Source organism: Micromonospora sp. NPDC020750 (genome assembly GCF_044334565.1).
Taxonomy (GTDB): domain Bacteria; phylum Actinomycetota; class Actinomycetes; order Mycobacteriales; family Micromonosporaceae; genus Micromonospora.
On record NZ_JBIRTH010000004.1, the window covers coordinates 531,161 to 556,791 of the forward strand.

Below are 25,631 nucleotides of genomic sequence, written 5' to 3' on the forward strand. Positions count from 1 at the left end.
AGATCATGCAGTCTCTGATGACCCGGGGCCAGCTCAGGATCGCCGCGGCACGGCGGCCCGACCACGCCCGGCACTGGCGCGACGTGCTCACCGCCGGCGCGGACCGGATCGGCTTCCCCGCCGACCGCACCCCCGCCCCCGGTGCCCCGGCACGCCCGCAGGCCGTCACCGTGCCCCTCGGCGCCGCGCTGGCCGACCGGCTCGCCGCCGCCAGCCGGGGCGCCGAACCAGCCCGGTACGTGCTGGTGGCCGCCGCCGTGGCGGCGCTGCTGCGCCGCTGGACGGGCGCGTCGGCGCTGCTGGTCGGCCGCCCGGCCGACGGCGACGCGCTGGCCGGCCTGCTGCCCCTGCCGGTGACCTGCGGCCCCGACGTCAGCTACCGGGACCTCCTCGGGCAGCTCCGCGCCGCGCTGCCCGAGGCGCAGCGGTACGCCGACTACCCGGTCGAGCTGCTCGCCGAGGACCTCGCCCCGCACGCCGAGGCCGACCGGCACCCGTTCCTCGACGTCGCCGTGCACACCACCGACGCCGCCCCCGACCCCCGCATCGGCGTCACCGTGGCGGTCACGGCCGCCGAGCTGACCGTGCACCACGACGCCGCCCGCCACGACCGGGCCACCGCCGAACGGATCGCCGGGCACCTGCTGCTCCTGCTGACCGCCGCGCTCGCCGCCCCGGACGCCCCGGTCGACGACGTCGCCCTGGTAACGCCCGCCGACCGGGCGGTGCTCGACGCGATGAACGACACCGCCGTGGACCCCGGCGACGCCCTGCGCCCCGACGCCTGGGTGGCCCGCCGGGCCGCCGGGACGCCCGACGCCGTCGCCGTGCGTACCGACGAGGTCACCTGGACGTGGGCGGAGCTGGACCGGCGGGTGGCCGCCCTCGCCGCGACCGTGCGGGCGGCCGGCGCGGGCCCGGAGGCCGTCGTCGGCGTGCTCGCCGAGCGGTCGCCAGCGCAGCTCGCGGCGATCCTCGCCGTGCACCGGGCCGGCGCGGCCTACCTGCCGGTCGACCCCGGCTACCCGCCGGCCCGGATCGGCTACCTGCTGGCCGACAGCGGCGCGGCGCTCGTGCTGGCCGCCGACCCGGCGGCCGTCCCCGAGGGCGTCCCGGTGGTCCCGCTGTCGCCGGCCGACGCGCTGCCCGACGACGCGTTGCCCGAGGAAGCGGTGTCCGCGCCGCCGTCCGGCGGGCCGTCCGACGCGGAGGTGTCCGCGCCGCGGGCGGAGGCCGACGGGCGGGACCTGGCGTACGTCATCTACACCTCCGGCTCCACCGGCGCCCCGAAGGGGGCGATGATCGAGCACCGGTCGCTGGCCAACCGGCTCGCCTGGATGCAGCGGCTGCACCCGATCGGCCCGGACGACGTCATCCTGCACAAGACCCCCACCACCTTCGACGTGTCGGTGTGGGAGCTGTTCTGGTGGGCCCGCGAGGGCGCGTCGGTGTGCCTGCTGCCGCCCGGCGCGGAACGCGACCCGCAGGCCATCGTCGCGGCGGTCGCCGCGCACGGGGTGACCACCCTGCACTTCGTCCCGTCCATGCTGGGGGCGTTCCTCGACTGGCTGGCCACCGCCGACACCGCGCCGCTGGCCGGGCTGCGCCGGGTCTTCGCCAGCGGCGAGGCGCTCGGCCCGCACCACGTCGACCGGCTCGCCGCGCTGCTGCCGCACGTCACCCTCGTCAACCTGTACGGCCCGACCGAGGCCACCGTCGACGTCACCCACCACCGCTGCGTGCCCGGCGTCGACCGGGTGCCGATCGGCCGGCCGGTGGACAACACCCGGCTGCACGTCCTCGACGAGCGGCTGCGGGTCCAGCCGGTCGGGGTGCCGGGGGAGCTGTGCATCGCCGGGGTGCAGCTCGCCCGGGGCTACCTCAACCGCCCCGAGCTGACCCGGGACCGGTTCGTGGCCGCCCCGGACGCGGGGGAGGAGCGGGTGTACCGCACCGGCGACCTGGCCCGGGTGCTGCCCGACGGCACCATCGACTACCTGGGCCGCCTCGACCACCAGGTCAAGGTGCGCGGCCACCGGGTCGAGCTGGGCGAGGTGGAGGAGGCGCTGCGCGGTCACCCGGCCGTGAAGGACGCCGTGGTGGTGGCCCGCGACGGCAACCTGCTCGGGTACGTGCTGACCCACTCCCCGGTGGCCGAGCGGGCGCTCACCGAGCACCTGTCCGGCCTGCTGCCCCGGTACCTCGTCCCGGCCCGGGTGGTGGAGCTGGCCGAGTTCCCGCTGTCCGGCAGCGGCAAGCTCGACCGGCGGGCGCTGCCCGACCCGCCCGCCGACGACCGCCCGTACGTGCCGCCGCGCACCGACGCCGAGCGGATCCTCGCCGAGGTGTGGGCCGACGTGCTCGGGGTGGACCGGGTGGGGGTGGAGGACAACCTGTTCGCCCTCGGCGGCAACTCCATCCACTTCGTCACCGTGCTCGCCCGGGCGCACGCCGCCGGGCTGGACCTCACCTTCCAGCAGATGTTCCGTCACCCCACCATCGCCGGCCTCGCCGCGTCCCCGGCGACCGGCGAGCGGCCCCCCACGTACGCGCCGTTCGACCTGGTGTCCCCGGCCGACCGGGCGCTGCTGCCCGACGGGGTGGTCGACGCGTACCCGCTGGGGCAGCTCCAGGCCGGGCTGATCTTCCAGAACGAGCTGGCCCGGGGCGCGGCCCAGTACCACGACATCATCAGCTTCCTGATCAGCGCGCCGTTCGACGAGGCGGCGTTCACCGGGGCGGTGCGGCGGCTGGTCGCCGACAACCCGATCTTCCGCACCAGCTACCACCTCACCGGGTACGGCGAGTACCTCCAACTCGTGCACGCCGACGCGCCGACCCCGCTGTGGGTGACCGACCTGCGCGGCCTCGACCCGGCCGAGCAGGAGCGCCGGTACGCCGACTGGCACGACCGGGAGCAGGCGTACCGGTTCGTCTGGCGGGAGCCGGGGCTGGTCCGCGTCCACGTGCACCTGTTCGCCGACGACCTGTACCGGTACAGCCTCAGCCAGCACAACTCGGCCCTGGACGGGTGGAGCATCACCCTGCTGCACACCCGGCTGTTCGACACGTACCACCGGCTGCGCGACGGCCGACCGCTGCCCGAGCCGCCGGCCGGGAACCATTTCCGCGACTACATCGGGCTGGAGCGCCGGGCCGTCGCCTCGACCGCCGACCGGGACTTCTGGCGGGATGTGCTGGCCGACGGCGGGGTCACCGAGCTGCCCCGCTGGGAGCCGCCGACCGCCGAGGCGCAGCGCCCGGTGGTCTTCCACGAGGTGGACGTGTCCGCCGGGCTGTCCGAGCGGCTGCTGCGGCTGGCCGACCGGCTCGCCGTGCCGCTGAAGACCCTGCTGCTCGCCGCGCACGTCAAGGTCATCGGCGCGCTCGCCGCCGAGGCGGCCGTCGTCACCGGGTACGAGCAGAGCGGCCGGCCCGAGTCCGAGGGCGCCACCACCGCGATGGGGCTGTTCCTCAACACCGTGCCGCTGCGCGTCGACCTCGGCGACGGAAGCTGGGCCGACCTCGTCGGCCGGGTCTACCGGGCCGAGGCGGACCTGCTGCCGCACCGGCGCTACCCGATGGCCCAGATGAAGGCCGACGCCGCGACCACCGACCCGCTGTTCGAGACGGTGTTCAACTACACCCACTTCTACCTGCTCAAGCAGCTGCGGGAGCGGCCCGGATTCGACCTGCTCGACGTGCGGGTCAGCACCGAGACCGAGTTCGCCCTGCGCGCCGAGTTCATGCGCGACTTCTTCACCGACGAGGTCCGGCTGAGCCTGCACTACCACTCCGCCGAGTTCAGCCCGGAGCAGGCGGCCGGGATCGGCGAGGCGTACCGGCGGGCCCTCGCCGCGCTGGCCGACACCCCGGACGCCCCGCACGGCGGGTACGCCGCCGGCCTGCCGCCGGCCCGGGTCACCCCGGCGCGGCGGACCTTCGGCCGGACCGCGCCGGCCCCGGCCACCGGCCCCGCCGGGCGCACCCCGCCCGCCACCGACGTGGCCCGGCGCATCGCCGAGGTCTGGGCCGCGACCCTGGACGTGCCGGCGGCCGACATCGCCGAGGAGGACAACTTCTTCGACCTCGGCGGGAACTCCCTCGCCGCGATGCGGGTCGTCGCCGCGCTGCGCCCGCTGGTCACCCTGCGGCAGCTGATGACCCACTCCGACCTCGGCCCGCTGGCCCGGGCCGCCGAGGCCGCCCAGCCGGCCCAGTCTGCCGAGGCCACCGCCGGCTCCGGCACCGGCGCGGCGGTCGGCTCCGGGGCCGGGTCCGGCGCGGCGGTCGGCTCCGGGGCCGCCCGGGCCGGCGACGACCCGCTGCTCCAGCCGCTGTCGCCGTCCGGCGTCGCCGCCGACCGGGTCCTGGTCTGCTTCCCGTACGCCGCCGGCAACCCGCTGGCCTTCCGCCCCCTCGCCGAGGCGCTCGCCGGGCACGGCGTGGCCGTTCGGGCGGTGGCCCTGCCCGGTCACGACCCCGGCCACCCCGAGCCGCTGGCCGACCTCGACGAGGTGGCAAGGCGGGTGGCCGACGAGATCCGCGCCGACACCCCGGGCGAGGTGCTCATCTGGGGGCACTGCGTCGGGGCGGCCCTGGCCGTCGAGGTGACCCGGCTGCTCGCCGCCGCCGGGGCCCCGCCGACGCGGCTCTTCCTCGGCGGCAAGCTGCTGCGCGACCCCGCCGACATCGACGCCAGCATCGCCGAGGTTCGGGCCCTCGACGAGGCCGGGGTGGTGGACTGGCTGGTCGGGCAGACCGGCTTCACCGACCTCGACGGCCTCGACGCCGAACACACCTCTGCCCTGGTCGCCGCGTTCCGGCACGACGCGCTCGGCTCGCACGCGTACCTGCGGGACCGGCTCGACGCGCTGGCCGACCGGCCGCTGACCGTGCCGGTGACGGTGGTGCTCGCCGACGACGACCCGCTCACCGCAGGCTCGGCCGACGAGCACGCCGCGTGGCGGCGAATCGCCGCCGACGTGACCCTCGAAGAGATCGACGGTGGGGGACACTACTTCTGCCGTACCCGTGCCGGGGAGGTGGCCGCCCTCGTCGGCGCCGCCGGCCCGGCCGCTCCGCGTGCCCGCCGCCCCGGGGAGGACCATGTCTGACCGCACGCCCACCAGCGCCGCCGTGCGGCCCGCGACGCCGCGCGGCGAGTTCGTCGCCGGGGCCCGCTCGATGGTGCCGTTTCTGCTCTCCGCGTTCCCCCTCGGGGTGATCGGCGGGACGCTCGGCCTGGCCAGCGGACTGTCCTACCTGGAGACGTTCGGGCTGGCCATGGTGGTCAACTCCGGCACCGCCCAGTTCATCGGCTTCAAGCTGATCTCCGAGGGCGCGGCGTGGCCGGTGATCGTGCTGACCACGCTGATCCTCAGCCTGCGCATGCTGATCTACTCGACGCTGCTCGCCCCGCACGTGCGGGAGCTGCCGCAGCGGTGGCGGCTGCTGCTCGGCTTCGGGCTGATCGACGCGGTGTTCTTCGTCGCGTTCGACCGGATCAAGGGCGACGAGCCGGCCCGCCGCAAGAGCATGTACTACTTCGGCGCGTCCGCCATCATGTACGTCAACTGGGCGATCGCCACGGTCGTCGGCATGGTCGCCGGGCACCTGCTGCCGGAGCGGCTGCGTCACGGCCTGGACTTCCCGATGACCGCGGTCTTCCTGGTCGTGCTCGCCGGGGCGCTTGCCGGCTGGAAGATCTGGACCACCGCCGTCTCGGCCGGCGCGCTGGCCATGCTGACCCTCGGCCTGCCGTACAACCTGGGGCTGATCCTGGCGGCGCTCGGCGGCGCCTGCGTCGGCATGGCCTGCGAACGGATCGAACGCCGCTGGTTCCCGCCGAAGCCCGCCGATCCGGCGGACGACCCGGACCCGGCGCCGCCGGACCTGACGGCGGGCGCCGACGGGCCGCCGCCGGGCTCCGTGCCACACGAGCGGCCCGGTGAGCCCGTGCGGCCCGGTGAGCCGGTACCGCCCGGTGAGCCCGTGCGGGCCGGGGACCGGGCGGCCGACGCCGCCGCCGACGTGGACGGAAGGTGACCGCGATGTCGATGCTGCTGCTCATCCTCGGCATGGGGCTGGCCACCTTCGCCCCCCGGTACGTGCCGCTGCTGGTCTTCCGCGACCGGGAGCTGCCCGCCGACGTGAAGACGTTCCTCGGCTACCTGCCGCCCGCGCTGCTCGCCGCGATCGCGGTGCCGTCGGTGCTCGCCCCCGTCGACAACCGGGTGGAGATCACCGTGGTCACGGTCCCGTACCTGGTGGCCGGGGTGGTGACCCTGGTGACCGGGCTCTTCGTCGAACGGTTCATGATCGTGTGGACCGTCGGGCTGGCGGTCTTCTTCGGGCTGCGCTGGTGGCTGGGGGCGATGTGACGACGACGGGCGATACCCCGCTGCGGCAGCCGCTGCGGGTGGCGGCGGCGCAGATCGAGGCGGTCGGCGGCGACCTGACCGGCAACGCCGCCGCGCACGCCGCCGCGATCGCCGGGGCCGCCGACCTGGGCGCGAGTCTGGTCGTCTTCCCCGAGCTGTCGCTGTGCGGGTACGACTATCCGCTGCTCGCCGCCGACGTCGCCCGGTGCGAGGTCGCCCCCGGCGACCCGGCCCTGCGTACGGTGGGCCAGGCCTGCCGGGAGCGTGGGGTGACCGCGGTGGTCGGCGGCTGCGCCCGGCGGGCCGACGGTTGGGCGATCGCCGCACACGTGGTCGGCCCCGACGGCGCGGTCGCCGCGACCTACCACAAGCGGCACCTCGACGCCGACGAGCGGAAGGTGTTCGTCCCCGGCACCACCGACACGCTCGTGCGGGTGCGCGGCTGGCGGCTCGGCCTCGGCGTCTGCTACGACGCCAGCTTCCCCGAGCACGCCCGCGGCCTCGCGCTGGCCGGCGCGGACGCCTACCTGGTGTCCGGCGCGTTCACCGTCGGCGACTCCGACCACCGCCGAAGCGTCTACTTCCCGGCCCGCGCCCTGGAGAACACCAGCTACGTGGTGTTCGCCAACTTCGCGGGGACGCACGGCGGGTGGCGGTTCGCCGGCCACAGCGCCGTGTACGCCCCCGACGGCCGTCCCCTCGCCGACGCCGGGGCCAGCGCCGGCCTGGCCGTCGCCGACCTCGACGACGCCCGGCTGCGACGCCAGCGCGACAGCCAGCGGATGCTCGCCGACCGGGCCGCCCCCGCGCCCGCCCCGGCGCCGGTCGTCGTCGTACCCTGACCATTCGCAGCAGACAACCGAAGGAGCACCGGTGACCGGCATCGGCACGACCGCGATCCACGGCGACGACGGGCTGAGCCCCACGGGTGCGGTGTCGCCCCCGATCGTGCAGAGCGCCACCTTCAGCGCCGAGACCGACGAGCGGTTCACCGAGATCGCCACGCAGACGCGCGGCGACGCCTTCTACACCCGCTACGGCAACCCCAACCACGCCCAGGTCGCCGCCGTGGTGGCCGAGCTGGAGGGCGTCGAGGCGGGCCTGGTCACCGCGTCCGGGATGGGGGCGATCACCACGATCGCCCTGGCCCTGCTCAACGCCGGCGACCACGTGATCGTGCAGCGCAGCACGTACGGCGGCACCACCTCGCTGACCACCGGGCTGCTCACCCGGTTCGGGGTGACCTGCACCCAGGTCGACCAGACCGACGTCGACGCGTTCGCCCGGGCGCTCACCCCGCAGACCCGGCTGGTGCTGGTGGAGACCCCCAGCAACCCGCTGCTGGAGCTGACCGACCTGACCGCCGTGATCGACCTGGCGCACGCCCACGGCGCGTACGCCGTCGTGGACAACACCTTCGCCACCCCGGTCAACCAGCGTCCGGCGGCCTTCGGCGCGGATCTGGTCTGGCACAGCGCCACGAAGTTCCTCGGCGGCCACTCCGACGTCTCCGCCGGGGTCGTGGTCGGCTCCGCCGAGCTGGTCGACCGGGTGTGGCAGACCTCGATCGTCACCGGGGCGACGCTCGGCCCGATCGACGCCTGGCTGCTGCTGCGCGGCATCCGGACGCTGCCGCTGCGGATGGCCCGGCACAACGACAACGCCCTCGCGCTGGCCCGGGCACTGGAGGAGCACCCGGCCGTCGCCCGGGTGCGCTACCCGGGGCTGGCCAGCCACCCGCAGCACGACCTGGCCACCAGACAGATGAGCGGGCACGGCGGCGTGTTCAGCCTCGACCTGGCCGGCGGCCGGCCGGCGGCGGCCACCCTGCTGGCCGAGCTGCGGCTGGCCAAGCGGGCGGCCAGCCTGGGCAGCGTGAGCACCCTGGTGGTGCACCCGCGCTCGATGTGGGCGGGCATCGTCGACGCCGACCAGCTCGCCGCCACGGGCATCGGCGAGGGCCTGGTACGGGTCTCCACCGGCATCGAGGAAACGCCCGACCTGCTCGCCGACTTCACCCGCGCCCTGGACACCATCACCGCCTGACCCGCCGCCGGCACCGCCCGTAGGCGTACTGTCGCGCAAATTCACGGAATTCGTGGCTATTGCATGCTCCGAAGGCCGCACATTCCGTGTAATTGCGCGCACCAGAGACCCCGGAGGGGACAGCGTGGAAGTGGGGTACGGGCTTGGGGAGCCGTATGGGCAGGGCACGCTGGACGTGGGTGACGGGAACCTCGTGCACTGGGAGGTGTCGGGCAATCCGGGCGGTATGCCGGCGCTCGTCGTGCACGGCGGGCCCGGTGCCGGCTCCAGCGCGGGCGTCCGCCGGCTGTTCGATCCGGCCCGGTACCGGATCGTCCAGTTCGACCAGCGCGGCTGCGGGCGCAGCACCCCGCATGCCGCCGACCCGGCCGCCGACCTGAGGCACAACACCACGGCACACCTGCTGGCCGACATGGAGCGGCTGCGCGAGCACCTGGGCATCGACCGCTGGCTGCTGTTCGGCGACTCGTGGGGCTCGACCCTGGGGCTCGCGTACGCGCAGCGGCACCCGGAGCGGGTCAGCGCGATCGTCCTCGTCGGGGTCACCATGAGCCGCCGGTCGGAGATCGACTGGCTGTACCGGGGCGTCGGCCGGTTCTTCCCCGAGCAGTGGCGGCGGTTCGCCGACGCCGTGCCGGAGGCCGACCGCCCGACGGTCGAGCCGGGCCCGGGACCGGCCGGCGACCTGCTCGCCGCGTACGCGCGCCTGCTGGAGCACCCTGACGAGCGGGTGCGGCACCGGGCGGCGAACGCCTGGCTGGCCTGGGAGGACACCGTCGTCTCGTTGGAGCCCCAGGGTAGGCCCGGCGTGTACAGCGACCGGCCGTCGGACGCCCGGCTGGCCTTCGTCCGGATCTGCGCGCACTACTTCTTCCACGGCGCGTGGCTCGACGACGACGCCCTGCTGCGCGACGCCGGCCGGCTGGCCGGCATTCCCGGGGTGCTCGTGCACGGCCGCCTCGACCTCGGCTCGCCGCTGGAGACGCCGTGGTCGCTGGCCCGCGCCTGGCCCGACGCGGAGCTGATCGTGGTCGATGACTCCGGCCACACGGGCAGTGACGCCCTGCGCGGGCACCTGCGCGACGCGCTGGACCGGTTCGCCGCCCGCTGATCCATGCCACGGTCGATGGGGGCGGGCGGGTGTGATGTCGGGTCAAACCGACCTCGTCCGTCCCGTCATGGCATGTCCGCGTATCGGAGTGGCAGCGGAGGTCGGGGCTGGCGCCACACAACGTAGGCCAGGATGGCGTACGCGATCAGAACTGCCACTGCGACGAGGACGATCAGCCATCCGGATTGATCGCCAGCCTCGCGCACCCTCAGGCAAGGGTCACTCTTGGCGTGGTGGACGGGGATGCGCTCTCCGGTGCTCACGGCTTCGGTTCGCATCGACGTTCGCATCGACCGTAACGCGCAGGGTTGATTGACATATCTGCAATTGACTATTTCGCCAGCGCCGTGAACGCGATTGCAAAGGCCAGACCGGACGCCGAGAAGGCCCGTAGGAAGGTTCGGCTTGGCCGTCGACGACTCATGGTCGGACTTTAGAACGGGTCAGCAACGAACTGGTGCGGGCGGTGGCACCGGCGACGGCATGGTGTCAACAACATGTGCAACCTTCCAACTTCAACTTATATCGCACTGGGGGGCTTGCCGCAAGACCCGGGTCTTGCCGCAGAATCGTCGGCCGGACCCAAGAATGGACGAAGAAATGGGGAACGACGTGCATGGCGATCCACCCGGTCACCGAAGTGCAGTGGACGACGGCCGCCTTGGAGGTATCGCGATGATCGAGCAGTACGTGTCAGGTCTCCAAGAGGTCGACGAGACGCAGGGCGCGATCGTTGGCGGCAAGGGCGCGCACCTGGGGGCGCTGTCGCGGGTCGACGGCATCCGGGTGCCGGCTGGCTTCTGCGTGACGACGGACGCCTTCCGGCGGATCATGGCCGAGGTGCCGTGGGTCGACGATCAGCTCGATCAGCTGTCGCGCCTGAACCCGGACAACCGGGAGGCGATCCGCACGGTCAGTGCGGAGATCCGCCGGACCATCGAAGGGATCGTCGTCCCCGACGATGTGGCTGCGGCGATCACCCGGGCTCTCATCCAGCTCGGTGAGCGGGCGGCCTACGCCGTCCGATCAAGCGCGACGGCCGAGGACCTGCCGACGGCCTCCTTCGCCGGCCAGCAGGACACGTACCTGAACGTCATGGGGCTGGCGGCGATCCTCCAGCATGTCAGCCGGTGCTGGGCCTCGCTCTTCACCGAGCGCGCCGTGACCTACCGTCAGCGCAACGGCATCGACCACCGCACCGTCCACATGGCCGTGATCGTGCAGAAGATGGTCTTCCCACAGGCGGCCGGCGTCCTGTTCACGGCCGACCCCGTCACGTCCAACCGGAAGGTCGCCTCCGTGGAGGCCAGCTTCGGTCTCGGCGAGGCGCTGGTCTCCGGGCTGGTGAACGCGGACGCCTACAGGGTGCGGGACGGTGAGATCATCGACAGGGCGATCGCCACCAAGCGGCTTGCCGTCCACGCCCTGCCGGGTGGCGGGACGAAGGAACAGGTGATCGACCCGGAGCGGCAGGAGCAGCCGGCGCTGACGGATGCCCAGGTCGTGCGGCTGGTGCGGCTGGGCCGGCGGATCGAAGCCCACTTCGGCCATCCCCAGGACATCGAATGGTGCCTGGTCGACGATGACTTCCAGATCGTCCAGAGCCGGCCGATCACCACGCTGTTCCCCGTCCCCGAGACCGGCGACGCAGAGAACCATGTCTACGTCTCCGTCGGTCATCAGCAGATGATGACGGACCCCATGAAGCCCCTGGGGCTCTCCGTGTGGCAGCTGACGGCCCTCGCGCCGATGTCCGTCGCCGGTGGGAGGCTGTTCGTCGACGTCACCCGGCCCCTGGCGTCGCCTTCGAGCCGCGCCGGCCTGCTCGATGCCCTGGGAAGGTCCGATCCGCTGATCAGGGACGCGCTGGAGACCGTCATCGACCGCGGCGACTTCATCCCGTCGCTCCCCGATCAGGGTCCGACAGGGCCGCCCGCCGGCGACGCGCCCGCCCCGATCGAGACCGATCCGGCCATCGTCACCGACCTGATCGAACACAGCCGGGCATCCATCGCTGCCCTACAGCGCGACATCCGGACGAAATCGGGGCCGGCGCGGTTCGACTTCCTCTTGACGGCCTTCCAGGAGCACAAGCGGGTCCTGAGCGATCCGCGGAGCATGCAGGTGATCATGGCGGGGATGGATGCCTCGTGGTGGCTCAACGAGCACCTGGAGGAGTGGCTGGGCGAGAAGAACGCGGCCGACTCCCTCACGCTGTCCGCACCCCACAACGTCACGTCGGAGATGGGGCTGGCGCTCCTCGACGTCGCCGACGTCATCCGCCCGCATCCGGAGGTGGTGACCTTCCTGCAGGAGGTCGAGGACGAGGCATGCCTGGATGAGCTGGCCAAGCTCCCGGGCGGCCGGGAAGCGCGCGACGCCATCCGGGCCTACCTCGACAGGTACGGCGTGCGCTGCGTCGGCGAGATCGACATCGCGAGGCCGCGCTGGAGCGAACGCCCCGCCACGCTCGTGCCCGTCCTCCTCGACAACGTCAGGAACTTCGAGCCGGGCGCCAGCAGGCGGCGCTTCGAGCAGGGGCGACGGGAGGCGTACAGGAAGGAACAGGACGTCCTGGAGCGCCTGCGGGCCCTGCCGGACGGGGAGCGGAAGGCCGAAGAGACCAAGCGGATGATCGACCGGGTCCGAACCTTCATCGGGTACCGGGAGTATCCGAAGTACGCCATTGTCAGCCGCTACTTCGTCTACAAGCAGGCCCTGCTGGAAGAGGCCGAACGCCTCGTGCACGCCAACGTGCTCCGGGAGAAGGAAGACATCTTCTACCTCACGTTCCAGGAGCTTCACGACCTCGTACGCACGCACCAGGCCGACGATCAGCTCATCCACCGGCGGAAGGAGGCGTTCAGGTCGTATCAGGCGCTCACGCCGCCCCGGGTGCTCACGTCGGAAGGTGAGGGCGTCGCCGGGACGTACCGACGCGACGATGTGCCCACCGGCGCGCTGGCCGGCCTCGCGGTTTCCGGCGGGATCGTCGAGGGGCGGGCCCGTATCATCCTGGACATTGCCGAGGCCGATCTCGAACCGGGCGACATCCTGGTCACCGCCTACACCGACCCGAGCTGGTCACCCCTGTTCGTCGCGGTCGAGGGGTTGGTGACGGAGGTCGGCGGCCTCATGACCCACGGGGCGGTGGTCGCCCGGGAGTACGGCTTGCCCGCCGTCGTCGCTGTGGAGCATGCGACCAAGCTGATTCGGGATGGGCAGCGGATTCGCGTGCACGGAACCGACGGGTACGTCGAGATCCTGCCCTGACCGACCACGACCGAGAAGATCATTCGTAGCTTCGGTCGAACCAGTTGCGCCGGGCATGGTCGAAGGGTCGGCCGGCGCTGCGTAATCCTGCCTGAACGGACGTGGCCCTCTTCGGCAGAGCCGGAGAGGGCCGCCGCTCCGGTGTCCTGAGTCGTTGGAAGCGCTATCGATCCGGGTGCAGTAGCTGGCAAGGTTGTCGAGGATCTGGTCGGCAACTTCGGTCCGGAGCTTATCGGGCTGGGATGAGCGCGCCAACGCTGCGTTACGTTTCAGTGACGCAGAAGGGATGTCCAGCCGGGTCGAGGAAGACGCGCCATCGGTCGCCGCCCGGCTGAGTCTGAGGCTTGGTCGCGCCCAGCCCCAGAATCAGGGCCAGCTTGCCTTTGCGGTATCGACGACAGCGGTCATGCCGCCAGAGTGGGAAGCGCGCACATCCGTTCACCGGCCCACCTCCCGCTCGGCATTGGTCACCCGACGGGCACCAGGTTCACGTGGGGCCAGCCGGCCAGGTCGTCGAGCAGTTGACGGTCGTGGGTGGCGACGACGACAGCGGCCGGCGTGGTCAGCAGGGCCGCGGTCAGCTCGTCGACCAGCGCCGCTGACAGGTGGTTGGTCGGCTCGTCGAAGAGCAGAAGATTGGGTCGGGCGGCCAACTGCACCGCCAGGTCCAGGCGCCGCTGCTGGCCCTGGGACATCCGCTGCACCGGGGTACGCAGCGCTTCGCGGTCCAGCAGGCCCGTCGCGCTCAGCGGCACCGCCTCGCTCTCGCGGAGGCGACCGGAGGCGATCAGCTGACCGATGTGCTGCTCGTACACCTGCCGCGCGGTGGTTTCGGCCGGCCAGCTCGGCACCTCCTGCCCCACCAGGGCGATGCGTGCGCCCGGCAGGCGGTGCACCGATCCGTCGGTCGGTTGCAGGCGGCCGGCCAACACCGACAGCAGGGTGGACTTGCCCGTGCCGTTCGCGCCGGTGATCAGGAGCCGGTCGCCGCCGTTCAGGCTGAGCGTGCGGGGCTGCTCCAGGCGCCCGGCGAGTCGCACGCCGTCGACGCGCACCAGCGCGGCACCGCGACGGGTCGCCAGCTCCGGCCAGCGCAGGTGCAGCGGTGGCTCGGGCACGGTGATGCGGTGCGACTCCAGGGCGTCCCGCTCGCGGTTGAGCGCCTGCACCACCCCGGGGGCCCGGGACTGGCGCTGGTGCTTGCCGGTGCCCTTGTCGGGGCGCCAGCCGGTGCTGAGCCGGTCGCGGGCCTGCTCCACGGCTGCCGTGAGCCGGTGCTGCTCGGCCTGCTGCGCCGCGTACTCCTGCTCCCACCGCTCGCGCTCCCGGCGGCGCCCCTCCTGCCAGCCGTCGTAGCCACCGGCGTGCAGGTGCGCCGTGCGGTCCTGGCTGGGGTCCAGGTCCAGGAACTCCCGGGCGACGTCGCGCAGCAGAGCGCGGTCGTGGCTGACCAGGGCGACGCCACCACGGCGGGCGCGCAGTTGCGCGGTGAGGAACACCAGGCCGTCGGCGTCGAGGTGGTTGGTGGGCTCGTCCAGCAGCAGGATGTCGTGCTGGGCGCCGAGCAGGCAGGCCAGGCGCACCCGGTGGCGCTGCCCGACCGAGAGGGTGCTCAGCTCGCGCGAGCGGTCGGCGCACGCGCCCAGCGCCTGGAGGGCGATGTCGACCCGGCGTTCGGCGTCCCAGGCATCCAGGCGCGTGGCGGCCTCCAGCGCGGCGGCGTAGCGCGCCTCCGCGCCGTCAACCCCCGCGGCGAGGTCGTCGGCCGCCCCGTCGAGCGCCGCCAACGCCACGTTGGCGGCGCGCAGCGCCTGATCGGTGAGGGTGCCGACGGTCAGGCCCGGTCCGGCGCGCAACGCCTGCTCGGCCAGCCCGATGGTGCCCGCCCGGCGCACCGAGCCGGCGTCGGGCTGGACCATGCCGGCCAGGACGTGCAACAGAGTCGTCTTGCCGCAGCCGTTCTCGCCGACGATCGCCAGCCGGGACCGGGCCGAGACGGTGACCGACACGCGGTGGAGGACCTGACGCCCACCGAGGAGGACGCTCACGCCCTCGGCGCGCAGGTGCGCGTGCTCCCCGGCTGGGACCGCGCCGTCCGCCGACAGCCGTTCGTCCACGCCGGCGTGCTCGTGGTGCACGGGCTCGTAGTGGACGGGAGAGTCGCCTCGCGGCGGGAATGATGGACTCGTGGGAAGAAAGGACACAGGAACGCTCCGCAGCTCGCGATGGAGCCGGGCAGCCTGAAGGTGCCGCCCGGCAGGAGACCGGAACGGCGGGCAGGGAGGTGAGGATCGCTCGGTGCGCCGCCGTCAGCGGCGGATGCGGAGCCTCATCGACGCGATGCCTGTGTGAGTCATGGCGCCAACCCTACCTCGTTCGCTACCTCGCCTCGACCAGCGAGGAGAGCAGGGCCGCAGCCCCGCCGGGACGACACCCCTATTCAGGACGCTGTGGAGCTGATGTTCGGCTACGACATCAGCTCCACAGGACGCGCGAAGAACACCCACCGCAGGACGAACCGCGCACGCGCCGCGCAAACCCCTCCCGCAGGAAGGACCGGACACCCAGGATTCGCCACCCGGGCGAGCCAGGCGAGGGGTTGTCCGGTTAGGCAGCAACCCCGCCGACACCGGCCGGGCGGGTGACACGACCGGGAGCGACGACTCGTATCCTGTGCGCGAAGGTCGGACGTAACTGAAAGGGGTCGGTGTGAGCAACCGGATCGAGACGCTGGAATTCCAGGCGGAGGCGCGCCAGCTGCTCCAGTTGATGGTCCATTCGATCTACTCGAACAAGGACGTCTTCCTGCGCGAACTCATCTCCAACGCCTCCGACGCGCTGGACAAGCTGCGCCTGGAGTCCATGGTCGACAAGGATCTCGCGGCCGACGTCTCGGACCTGCACATCGAGATCGAGGTCGACCGCGACGCGCGCACCCTGACCGTCCGGGACAACGGCATCGGCATGTCCCGCGACGACGTCGTCGGCCTGATCGGCACCATCGCCAAGTCCGGCACCGCCGAGCTGCTCGCCAAGCTGCGTGAGTCGAAGGACTCGGCCGGGTCCGCCGACCTGATCGGCCAGTTCGGGGTCGGGTTCTACGCGACCTTCATGGTGGCCGACAAGGTCACCCTCGTCACCCGCCGCGCCGGGGAGGCCGAGGGCACCCGCTGGGAGTCCACCGGCGAGGGCACGTACGTCGTGGAGACCATCGACGACGCGCCGCAGGGCACGGCCGTCACCGTCCACCTCAAGCCGGAGGACAGCGAAGACAACCTGCACGACTACACCGTCGACTGGAAGATCCGCGAGATCGTCAAGCGGTACTCGGACTTCATCGCCTGGCCGATCCGGATGACCGTGGAGCGCCCGGGTGAGGACGACGCGGTCACCAGCGAGGTGCAGACCGTCAACTCGATGAAGGCGCTGTGGGCCCGCCCGCGCAGCGAGGTCGACGAGGCGGAGTACAAGGAGTTCTACAAGCACGTCAGCCACGACTGGGCCGACCCCCTCGAGACGATCCACATGCGGGGCGAGGGGACCTTCGAGTACGAGGCCCTGCTGTTCCTGCCGTCGCACGCCCCGGTCGACCTGTTCGCCCCGCAGGCCCGGCGCGGCGTGCAGCTCTACGTCAAGCGCGTGTTCATCATGGACGACTGCGACGCGCTGATGCCCAACTACCTGCGCTTCGTCAAGGGCGTCGTCGACGCGCACGACCTGTCGCTGAACATCTCCCGGGAGATCCTCCAGCAGGACCGCCAGATCCAGGCGGTGCGCCGCCGGCTGGTGAAGAAGATCCTCTCCACCGTCAAGGAGCTGAAGGCCAACGAGGCCGAGAAGTACCGCACCTTCTGGTCGGAGTTCGGCCCGGCGTTGAAGGAGGGCCTGCTCGACGACCCGGACAACACCGAGGCGATCCTCGACATCGTCTCCGTCGCCTCCACCCACGACCCGGCGGAGCTGACCGGCCTGCGCGACTACGTCGAGCGGATGAAGGACGGCCAGGGCGACATCTACTACATGACCGGCGAGTCCCGGCCGATGATCGAGAACTCGCCGCACATGGAGGCGTTCCGGGCCAAGGGCTACGAGGTGCTGGTTCTCACCGACCCGGTCGACGAGGTGTGGGTCGAGCGGGTCGGGCAGTTCGACGGCAAGCCGCTGCGCTCCATCGCCAAGGGCCAGGTCGATCTGGACACCGAGGAGGAGAAGAAGGAGGCCGAGTCGGCCCGCGAGCAGCAGCGCCAGGAGTACGCCGACCTGCTGACCTGGATGACGGGCCGGCTCTCCGACAGCGTCAAGGAGGTCCGGCTCTCCACCCGGCTGACCACCTCGCCGGCCTGCGTGGTCGGCGACGCCCACGACATCACCCCGACGCTGGAGAAGATGTACCGGGCGATGGGGCACGAGGTGCCGCAGGTCAAGCGGATCCTGGAGCTGAACCCGGGGCACCCGCTGGTCGAAGGGCTACGCAAGGCCCACGAGCAGGACGCCGGGGCCGACGCGCTCGGCGACACGGCCGAGCTGCTGTACGGGATGGCGTTGCTGGCCGAGGGCGGCGAGCTGGCCGACCCGTCCCGGTTCACCCGCATCCTCGCCGACCGGCTGGCCCGGACCCTCTAGCCGCCGCCACGCACCGCGCGCCGGGCTCCCGGTCGACACCGTCGACCGTGGACGCCCGGCGCGCGCCGTTGCGCGTCCCGCCGGGCGGGGCCCCGGACGGGCGGGCGGACCGGGATAATGGCCCCATGCTTCGGGGGCGGCTGCGCGGGTTGGTGTCGGTGTCGATCGGGCTGCTCCTGCTGCCAGGCTGCTACGGGCCGGAGCCGCAGGTCGACACGGTCCGGACCAGGGAGCTGGCGATGCAGGACGCCGGTCGCAAGGTCACCCGCGTCGAGCAGGCCGTCGCGCGGGAACGCCGGTACCCGCACCCGGCGCAGCGGTACGCCCGGGAGGCCGCCCGGGTTGCCGGCACGGAGGTCATGCGGATCGACGACACCCGGACCGGGGGCGGGGTCTCGCTGATCGTCCGCGTGCACGGGGTGGCCACGGCGGTCGACGCGTCCGGCCGGTCGATGGACGAGACGTTCGACCTGCCCGTCTGCTATGCGATCAGCGTCGAGCAGGACGCCATGGACGACCGGGTCGACGAGGTGTCCTGTCCGGACGGCTCCCCGCTCACCGTCTCCGTCGACCCGGAACTCCCGGGCTCCGCCGAGGACGACCTGCGCCAAGCCCTTCCCACCGGCGGTGCGGCCACCGAGCAGGCCGTCCGCGCGGCGGTCGACGGCCTCGACCTCGAGCCTCTGGTCACCCGGCAGGTCGCCGCCGTGGGTGGGGTCGTGGGGGTGGCGCTGCGGGCCAGTCAGTACGACTGCCTGCTGGCCCGCGTGGAGGGTGGACGGGTCGAGGTGTGGCGGCCCGCCCGCGTGCAACTCGCCCCCGGGGAGCTGAGCTGCACGGCCGACACCGCCGTCGCCGGGCACGGCCGTCGACCGCCCCACTGAGCTGTGTGGGCGATCACCGAGCGTTTCCGGCATCCGATGTACGCAATCGGACCCCGATCACAATCAGTGACTGGCCGGGGTTGTCCGTTGACGGTTCACCCTGATCAGACTCGGCCCGGTGTTTGCCCTGCATTGCTTGTGAAGTCTCGCAAGTCGACGGTGTGGTCCTTCGCCCGAGCGGGTGAAGAACTTCACAAGAGGTGGGCACCCGTCACCAACGGTGCCTAACGTCGATCGAGTCCGCGAATGCGGCGACCACGGTCGGTAACGCCTAGTCCTGCCGCCGACCGTCGGTTCCCTTGTCAGTAAGGCAGGAGCGGGGGACCCACACGTTCCTCGGTGCACCGCACCTCGGGGTGAAGCCGCCTGAGGCGGCCGGGCTCCTCGGCCCGAACCCGACAGCTCACCTCGCCGGCGTGGAGGAATCACACATGGCAACTGAATACACCGCCCGCCACCGTCGGGTGACCGTCCGCCGCGCCGCCGTCGGCACTCTCGCCGCGGGCGCCCTCGCCGGGGTCGTCGCCCTGGCCGGCCCGGCCGCGCCGGCCCAGGCCGCGGTCAACTGGGACGCCGTCGCCTCGTGCGAGTCCGGCGGCAACTGGCACATCAACACCGGCAACGGCTACTACGGCGGCCTGCAGTTCTCGCAGGGCACGTGGGCCGGCTACGGCGGCAAGAAGTACGCGGCCCGCGCCGACCTGGCGACCCGGAGCGAGCAGATCCGCATCGCCGAGAAGGTGCTCGACGGCCAGGGCATCGGGGCGTGGCCGACCTGCGGCAAGAAGGGCGGCTCGACGAAGGGCAGCGCGAAGTCGGAGCGGAAGTCGGAGACGAAGGCCGCCCCGAAGGAGCGGTCCTCGCGTACCGAGAAGCCGGCCTCGCGCAGCAAGCGGGACACCACGAGGAGCGCCCCGAAGGGCGCTCCGTCCAGCGGCGGGATGACCTATGTGGTCCGGTCGGGCGACACCCTCTCCAAGATCGCCACGGCGCAGGGTGTGCGGGGCGGCTGGCGCGTGCTGTGGGAGAAGAACGAGCGGGTCGTGGGCGAGCACCCGAACCTGATCTTCCCGGGCCAGCGGCTCAGCCTCTGAGTGCCCGCCGGGTCGGCGCGACCCGGCGTCCCGGTCCCGGGGCACCCAGCACCGGAAGCGCCCGGCCGGATTCTCCGGCCGGGCGCTTCCGCGTCCCCGACGGGCACGCCACCCGGGTGAAGTGCTCGCGGGAGCAGCGTCACAGCCCCGCAAAACGAGTCGGCCGCCGGTCCCGTCGCCGGGCACAATGGCGCGATGTCGCGCCACACCGCCGCCCTGCTCGACGACCTCGACGAACTGCCGTACCGGGAGCGGATGACGACCCTCGCCGCCCGGGCCCGGGCCCTTGCCGCCGCAGGCCGGCTGGACGGAGTGCTCGCGGACCTGCGGGCCGGGTCGACGTACCACCGGTTCCTCGCCGTGACTGCGGCCCAGGTCGTCGGCGACCGGGCCGGGACGGCCGCCGCCCTCGACGACCCGCACGCGGCGATCCGGGCCGTCGCGGTCCGTGTCTGCCTGCGCGCCGGCTGGCTCACCGCCGACGACCTGCACCCCCTGCTCGCCGACGCCCCGGCCGACCTGCGCCGGCTGGTCTACCGGTCGCTGCGGTCGCTGCGTCGCCCGGAGGTCGCCGACCGGCTCGTCGACGCGGTCCGCGACCGGTTCGGCGACGCCGAGGCGGTCGCGCTGCTGCCCGCCTGTGGCCCCGACACGGTACGCCGGCTGCTGCCCCTGCTCGACCACGCGCTCGGCGGCGGGGCGGCCCTGGCCGGCCGGCACGCCGGGGTCCTGCTCGACCACGCCGAGGCGACGCTGCCCGGCCTCGACGGCTCGGAACGCTCCCGCTGGTGGGCGGCGCGCGCGGGCGCGCTGCTCGGCACGGCGGTCGGCCACCCGGAGCGGGTGCTCACCCTGCTCGAACGCCACGCCCCGGCCGACGGGCTCCCCGGCGACCTCACCCGCTACGGCGTGCTTGCCGCGGCGTCCCCGGCCCGGGTGCTCACGCTGCTGACCGACCCGGCCCGCGCCGGGTGGCTGGGCCGGGCCACCCTGCCCCCGGCGTTGCTGCGCCGCCTCGCAGCGCTGCCGCCGGCGGACCTGGTCACGCTCGCCCGGCGGCTGCGCGCCGACGACGCCCGCCTCGCGGCGCTGCTGGACGCGCTGCCCCCGGCGGCGCGCGGCACCCTGTACGACGCCGCGCTCGCCGACGTCGAGACGGCCGCCGCGATCCCGTCTTCGGCGGTCATGGCGGTGCTGCCCCGGCGCTGGCGGGAACGGGAGGCCCGCCGGGTGCTCACCCTGGAGCGGGTCCGTGCCGACGAGGCCGCCGTGCGGGCGTGGAGCGCCGAGCTGCCCTGGCCGGAGGCGTCCGCGGCGCTGGTGCCCGCCCTGCGCGCCGCCGACGCGGGGGACCGGGCGACGGCGTACGAGCTGCTGCTCACCGCCGCGCGGCGCAGCGACGACCCGGCGGCGGTGGCCGAGGCCGTGGCCCGGCTCGTCGGGCTGCGCAACGAGCAGGACCCGGTCCGTTCGGCGGCGCTGGCCACCCTGGCGACCATGGCCCGGCCGCTGCGCGCCGACTCGCGGCCCGTGCTGGCCACGCTGGTCACCGACGCCACCCACGCCCGGGACGCGTCCACCCGCACGCTGTCCGCGCTGGGCGAACTGGCCTGCGGGGTGCTGCGCCACCACGTCGACGAACCGGAGCTGCTGGGCTGGGCGCTGGACACCCTCGACGCCCTCCTCGGCGGGCACCACCTGCCCCCGCTGGGCCGGCTCGACCACGGCCTGCGCCGGGGGCAGGAGCGGGTCGTCCTCGACCGGCTCCTGCCCTGGATCACCGCCGGGACGGCGCGCGGCGAGTTCACCCCCCTGTTCGCCGTCACCCGCGCGCTGGGACGCCGGGCGTGGCGGCTCCCCGCGCTCCAGGAGCTGCTGCACCGGGCCACCGGCCCGGGCAACGTCTCTTCGGTCGTCCGGAACGCCGCCGACCTGTGGCTGGCGGACCCGACGCCGCGCGGCGAACGGGTCGCCCTCCTGCTCGCGGCCGATTCGTCGGTGATCACCTTCGAGGCGGTGTGGCGGACGGTCTGCGGGCGGCGCACCGACCTGCTCGACCGGGTGCTGCTCGGCCCGCCGCCGCGCGGGGCGTTCCTGCCGGCCGGGCCGCGCTGGGTACCCGGGCATCCGTGGCACGTCGACCGCTGGCTGCCCCGGCACCGGCGGGCGTACGTCGACCTCCAGGCCCGGGTGGTCCGGGACGCCGGCCAGCCGATGCACGCCCGGGCCGCCGCGCTCGCCCGCGCGGCGCGGGTTCCCGACGCCGGCCGCGACCTGGTGCTGCGGTACGTCGACTCGGCGAACGTCACCCTCGCCGAGGCGGCCCTCGGCGCGCTGCCCTGGACCGATCGGCCCGAGGACGCCCTGACCACGCTGCTCGCGCACGCCGACGACGACCGGGCCCGGGTGGCGATGTACGCCGCAGGCCGGGCCGCCCGGTTCGTCGCCCCGTCCGCGCTGCTGGCCCGGCTCGCCGGCATCGCCCTCGGCCGGGGCAGGGTGACCAGCCGCAAGGAGGCCGTCCGGCTGCTCGGCCGGCACGGGCCGCCCGAGGCGGTGCCGCTGCTGCGGCAGGTGTGGCAGCAGCCCGACCAGCACCGCGATGTCCGGGCGGCGGTCACCTCCGCCGCCCGGCAGCGGCTACACACGCCGCAGAGCTGGGCGGTGCTCGACCTGGCAGTCGGCGGCGGCCGGGAGGACACCCTGGCGGTGTTGGCCGCCGGGCCGCACGAGGTGCCGGAGCCGCACCGACCCCGGTACGCCGGCCTGGTCGTCACCGCCTGCCGCAGCGGCGACGGGGTGGTCTCCCAGGCGGCGCTGACCCGGCTGGTGCAGTGGGCCCGGTGGGCGCCCGACGTCACCGACCTGGTCGTCGAGGCGCTGACCGACCTCGACGCGCACGCCGGTTGGCCGGCCCGGTCGATGTTGCTCGGCGCGCTGCTGGACCTGCCGCACCGCCCCGAGCGGGCCGCGCTCGACGCCGCCCTGCGCCGGCTGGTGGCCCTCGACGCGGCCGACGACGACCCGGGCGGGCCGGAGCGGGACCGGCCGGCCCGCCGCCGGATCGACGCGATCCTGCGGACCGTGCGGGTGTGGACGCAGCGCGCCGGCGTCGACGCCGACCTCGACCCGGCCCGGGACGCCGCCCGCAACCTGGCCCGGCACCCGGGGTTCGTGGCCGGGGCGGCCGGGCTGCTGACCGTCCTGGTGCGCCTCGACGGGCGCACCCCGCAGCACCTCGTCGCCGAGCTGACCGAGCTGTTCGAGCTGGCCGCCGGACGCCCGGCGCTGGCCGCCCAGCTGGCCGACGCCCTCGCCGGCCGGGTGCGCCGGGACGCCGCCGTCGTGGACGCCGGGCTGCTGCTGGCGGCGGCCCGGGAACTGGCCGCCCGGGGCGACGCGGCCGGGCTCCCCGCGCTGGCGCTGACCCGGGCCGGGGAGCCGTACGGCTGGTCGACGCCGTGGCGGGACCTGCTGCGGACGCTGCGCGGGCACCCGGTCGCCGACGTCCGCGACGCCGCCCTCGCCCTGTCCATGTCAAGGTGACCCGGGCCGGTTACGGACCGGGTCGCGGTGGTGCGGACCCGGGCCGGTCGGGTGCCGGCGGCAGGCGTGGCGGACACCCGGCCGGGGTACACCCGGGTCATGAGCACGCCTGCCCGCCCCGACGAGGCGGCCCCGGCGCGGGTCGGCACCGTCGCCGTCGTCGCGCACCGGAAGAAGACCTTCGGCGGGGGCCTGGACGAACTGCGCGCCACGCTGGTCGGCGCGGGCGTCGACGACCTGCTCTGGTACGAGGTGCCGAAGAGCCGCAAGGCTCCGAAGAAGGTCCGCCGGGCGCTCGACCGGGGCGCGAAGCTGGTTTACGTGTGGGGCGGTGACGGCATGGTGCAGCGCTGCGCCGACGTCCTCGCCGGCACCGGCGTGCCGATGGCGATCCTGCCCGCCGGGACGGCGAACCTGTTCGCCACCAACCTCGGCATCCCGACCGACCTGCCCGAGGCGGTGCGGAACGGTCTGCGCGGCCGACGCCGCCGCCTGGACCTGGGCCGGATCAACGGGGAGCACTTCGCGGTGATGGCCGGCGCCGGCTTCGACGGCGACCTGATCGGCGAGGCCGACCGCAGGCTCAAGGGCCGGCTGGGCCGCCTGGCGTACGTGTGGACGGGGCTGCGGCACGTCCGCGGCGAGCTGGTGCGCACCCGGATCCGGGTCGACGGGTCGGACTGGTTCGACGCCGAGGCGAGCTGCGTGCTGTTCGGCAACGTCGGCACGATCACCGGCGGCATCCCCGCCTTCGACGACGCCCGGCCCGACAGTGGGGCCCTGGAGGTCGGGGTGGCCACCGCCAGCGGCGCGGTGGACTGGGCGCGCACCCTGGGCCGGATGGCGGCCGGCCGGTCCGAGGAGTCGCCGTTCGTGCGGATCACCCGAGGTCGCAAGATCCGGGTACGGTTCGCCGCGCCGAAGACGTACGAACTCGACGGCGGGGCGCGCGGCCAGGTGACCCGGTTGAAGGTCCGGGTCGTGCCTGGCGCGCTGACCGTGTGCTGCCCGGACGAGCGCCCCTGATCTCAGGACGGGCCGCTTCCGTGCCGGACGATTTCGCGTGTGACCACCGACGGGTCACGGTGTTACGGCCGCCGGTCACGTACGGGGGCGGGCACGGGATTCACAAGACCACCGTTGTACGCGGCGATCACGAGTTGCACCCGGTCGCGGGCCCCGAGTTTGTTCAGCAGGTGTGAGACGTGGGACTTGACGGTCTTGACGGCGATGGTGAGATGCCCGGCGATTTCGTGGTTGGACAGACCCTGCCCGATGAGGCCGAGCACCTCGGCCTCCCGGGCGGTCAGCTGGTCGAGCAGGGATTGCGCGGGGCCGGCAGGGCCGGTGTGCTGCTTGCAGACGTAGTGCTCGACCAAGCGCGCCAGGATCGACGGGGCGAAGAGCGATTCGCCGTCGTGCGTACGCCTGATGGCGTCGAGCAGATCGGCGGGCCGGCTGTCCTTCAGCAGGAAGCCACTGGCTCCGGCGCGGAGTGCGTGGAAGACGTGCTCGTCGAGGTCGAACATGCTGAGGACCAGCACTCGGGTGTGCCCGAGCCCCGGCAGCCGGCAGATGCCCCGGGTCGCCTCGATGCCGTCGAGCCGCGGCATCCTGACGTCCATGAGCACCACGTCGGGCGCGGTGGCCTCGGCCACGGCGATTGCCTCCATCCCGTCGCCGGCCTCTCCGACCACAGCGAGACCGGGCTCGGCGTCGATGATCATCGCGAGGCTCCGCCGGAGCAGGGGTTCGTCATCGACGAGAACGACCCGCAGGGGCCGGTTGGATCCGTTCACACCGCTCCCTCGGGAATGATGGCCTCGAGACGGAACCCCGCACGATCCCCGTGCTCCTTCGCGCGCGGCTCCGCCGTCAGGGTCCCACCCAGGCTGTTCACCCGTTCCCGCAGCCCGATGAGGCCGTGCCCGGCGCCTGGCCGGACGGCCCAGCCCCGGTTCGGCCCGCCGTCGTCGATGGTCACGCTGACTGCCGCCGGGGTCCGCGCCAGACGGACGTCGACCGTGGTCGAGCCAGCGTAACGCGCGCTGTTGGCCAGCCCTTCGCGGACGACCCGGCAGATCGCCACCTGGGCGCCGGGGGACACCGAGCCGAGCTCTTCCTGGGTCAACTCCACGTGCAGGCCGGCCCGGCGGGCGCCCTCGATGATCTCCGGCAGGGACGCCAGGGTCTCCGTGGGGTGGCGGGCGGGCCGGTCGTCGGCCTCCCGCAGCGCGTCCAGCATGCGGCGCAGCTCGACCGTCGCCTTCCGGCTGATGGCCTCCACGTCCTCGATGGCGGCCAGCAGCGCCTCATCGTCCGGCTTGCGGGCGTGCAGGTGCGCCGCGGCGGCAGCCCGCACGGTGATCATGCCCAGGCCCTGGGAGACGATGTCGTGCAGGTCGCGGGCTAGGCGCAGGCGCTCCGCGAGCACCGCCTCGGTGATGTCGCGGCGCGCCATCACCGTCTCGTGCTCGGCACGCTCGACCAGCAGCCGGGCGATCGCCCAGACGGAGACCGCCGCGAAGCCGAGCAGCAGGACGGTGACGAACGGCCAGGTGAGCCCGAGCGCGAGGATGGCCGTCATCACGACGAACAGCGCACCGGCCGACAGCAGCAACCATGATCGACGGGAGCGATGCCGGATCTCGGTCATGCGGCGCAGCCTACC

The 25,631-nt window shown here is 73.6% G+C and carries 15 protein-coding genes, 1 pseudogene and 1 riboswitch; of the genes and pseudogenes, 12 read left to right on the plus strand and 4 right to left on the minus strand.

Features of this window, described 5'->3' with window-relative positions; all coding sequences use genetic code 11:
• Positions 1-5: 5 nt before the first annotated feature.
• The 7 genes from ACH4T9_RS16170 to rph all read left to right on the plus strand — a co-directional run bounded on the left by ACH4T9_RS16170 (position 6) and on the right by rph (position 12,813).
• Entirely contained in the window at positions 6-5,117 is a 5,112-nt protein-coding gene (locus tag ACH4T9_RS16170; protein WP_396672629.1) for an amino acid adenylation domain-containing protein, read from the plus strand.
• Positions 5,110-6,048: an AzlC family ABC transporter permease gene (locus ACH4T9_RS16175; RefSeq protein ID WP_396672628.1), complete on the plus strand. Its 939-nt coding sequence runs from the start codon at positions 5,110-5,112 to the stop codon at positions 6,046-6,048. Before ACH4T9_RS16170 ends, ACH4T9_RS16175 begins: the two co-directional genes overlap by 8 nt.
• 5 nt (positions 6,049-6,053) lie before the next feature.
• A complete protein-coding gene (locus ACH4T9_RS16180; protein ID WP_387017409.1) occupies positions 6,054-6,383 on the plus strand; it encodes an AzlD domain-containing protein in 330 nt (109 codons plus the stop codon).
• Positions 6,365-7,225: a carbon-nitrogen hydrolase family protein gene (locus ACH4T9_RS16185; RefSeq protein ID WP_396672627.1), complete on the plus strand. Its 861-nt coding sequence runs from the start codon at positions 6,365-6,367 to the stop codon at positions 7,223-7,225. Before ACH4T9_RS16180 ends, ACH4T9_RS16185 begins: the two co-directional genes overlap by 19 nt.
• 31 nt (positions 7,226-7,256) lie before the next feature.
• Entirely contained in the window at positions 7,257-8,429 is a 1,173-nt protein-coding gene (locus tag ACH4T9_RS16190; protein WP_396672626.1) for a trans-sulfuration enzyme family protein, read from the plus strand.
• Positions 8,430-8,553: 124 nt separating this feature from the next.
• Positions 8,554-9,540: a prolyl aminopeptidase gene (pip, locus tag ACH4T9_RS16195; RefSeq protein WP_396672625.1), complete on the plus strand. Its 987-nt coding sequence runs from the start codon at positions 8,554-8,556 to the stop codon at positions 9,538-9,540.
• A 675-nt stretch (positions 9,541-10,215) separates the two neighbouring features.
• Complete coding sequence (gene rph, locus ACH4T9_RS16200) at positions 10,216-12,813, plus strand: rifamycin-inactivating phosphotransferase (RefSeq protein ID WP_396672624.1); 2,598 nt, start codon at positions 10,216-10,218, stop codon at positions 12,811-12,813.
• Positions 12,814-13,075: 262 nt separating this feature from the next.
• Here the strand turns inward: rph and ACH4T9_RS16205 are convergent.
• Positions 13,076-13,180, minus strand: a pseudogene (locus tag ACH4T9_RS16205) (VOC family protein); the annotation flags it as partial.
• A gap of 100 nt (positions 13,181-13,280) precedes the next feature.
• Entirely contained in the window at positions 13,281-14,951 is a 1,671-nt protein-coding gene (locus ACH4T9_RS16210; RefSeq protein ID WP_396672623.1) for an ATP-binding cassette domain-containing protein, read from the minus strand.
• Between the two features lie 631 nt (positions 14,952-15,582).
• Here ACH4T9_RS16210 and htpG point away from each other — a divergent pair.
• From htpG to ACH4T9_RS16235, 5 genes are all read left to right on the plus strand, one after another.
• The gene (gene htpG / locus ACH4T9_RS16215; protein WP_396673043.1) at positions 15,583-17,436 is read left to right on the plus strand and encodes a molecular chaperone HtpG; all 1,854 of its coding nucleotides are present in this window, start codon (positions 15,583-15,585) and stop codon (positions 17,434-17,436) included.
• 125 nt (positions 17,437-17,561) lie between these two features.
• Positions 17,562-18,320 (plus strand): hypothetical protein, encoded by a 759-nt coding sequence (locus ACH4T9_RS16220; RefSeq protein WP_396672622.1) that lies wholly within the window; start codon positions 17,562-17,564, stop codon positions 18,318-18,320.
• 278 nt (positions 18,321-18,598) lie between these two features.
• Positions 18,599-18,752: riboswitch (cyclic di-AMP (ydaO/yuaA leader) on the plus strand.
• The gene (locus ACH4T9_RS16225; protein WP_396672621.1) at positions 18,752-19,414 is read left to right on the plus strand and encodes a transglycosylase family protein; all 663 of its coding nucleotides are present in this window, start codon (positions 18,752-18,754) and stop codon (positions 19,412-19,414) included. It overlaps the preceding riboswitch by 1 nt.
• Before the next feature lie 195 nt (positions 19,415-19,609).
• Positions 19,610-22,960 (plus strand): hypothetical protein, encoded by a 3,351-nt coding sequence (locus tag ACH4T9_RS16230; protein WP_396672619.1) that lies wholly within the window; start codon positions 19,610-19,612, stop codon positions 22,958-22,960.
• A 99-nt stretch (positions 22,961-23,059) separates the two neighbouring features.
• Positions 23,060-23,986: a diacylglycerol/lipid kinase family protein gene (locus ACH4T9_RS16235; RefSeq protein WP_396672618.1), complete on the plus strand. Its 927-nt coding sequence runs from the start codon at positions 23,060-23,062 to the stop codon at positions 23,984-23,986.
• 62 nt (positions 23,987-24,048) lie between these two features.
• Here ACH4T9_RS16235 and ACH4T9_RS16240 read toward each other — a convergent pair whose 3' ends face one another.
• Complete coding sequence (locus ACH4T9_RS16240) at positions 24,049-24,738, minus strand: response regulator (protein ID WP_396673042.1); 690 nt, start codon at positions 24,736-24,738, stop codon at positions 24,049-24,051.
• A gap of 17 nt (positions 24,739-24,755) precedes the next feature.
• Complete coding sequence (locus tag ACH4T9_RS16245; protein WP_396672617.1) at positions 24,756-25,616, minus strand: sensor histidine kinase; 861 nt, start codon at positions 25,614-25,616, stop codon at positions 24,756-24,758.
• Positions 25,617-25,631: the final 15 nt, after the last annotated feature.

Coding starts and splice junctions, on each gene's coding strand:
- ACH4T9_RS16170 (WP_396672629.1), top strand. CDS start 6: ATGCAGTCTCTGATGACCCGGGGCCAGCTCAGGATCGCCGCGGCACGG.
- htpG (WP_396673043.1), top strand. CDS start 15,583: ATGGTCCATTCGATCTACTCGAACAAGGACGTCTTCCTGCGCGAACTC.
- ACH4T9_RS16175 (WP_396672628.1), top strand. CDS start 5,110: ATGTCTGACCGCACGCCCACCAGCGCCGCCGTGCGGCCCGCGACGCCG.
- ACH4T9_RS16225 (WP_396672621.1), top strand. CDS start 18,752: ATGGCAACTGAATACACCGCCCGCCACCGTCGGGTGACCGTCCGCCGC.
- ACH4T9_RS16180 (WP_387017409.1), top strand. CDS start 6,054: ATGTCGATGCTGCTGCTCATCCTCGGCATGGGGCTGGCCACCTTCGCC.
- ACH4T9_RS16220 (WP_396672622.1), top strand. CDS start 17,562: ATGCTTCGGGGGCGGCTGCGCGGGTTGGTGTCGGTGTCGATCGGGCTG.
- ACH4T9_RS16245 (WP_396672617.1), bottom strand. CDS start 25,616: ATGACCGAGATCCGGCATCGCTCCCGTCGATCATGGTTGCTGCTGTCG.
- rph (WP_396672624.1), top strand. CDS start 10,216: ATGATCGAGCAGTACGTGTCAGGTCTCCAAGAGGTCGACGAGACGCAG.
- ACH4T9_RS16230 (WP_396672619.1), top strand. CDS start 19,610: ATGTCGCGCCACACCGCCGCCCTGCTCGACGACCTCGACGAACTGCCG.
- ACH4T9_RS16235 (WP_396672618.1), top strand. CDS start 23,060: ATGAGCACGCCTGCCCGCCCCGACGAGGCGGCCCCGGCGCGGGTCGGC.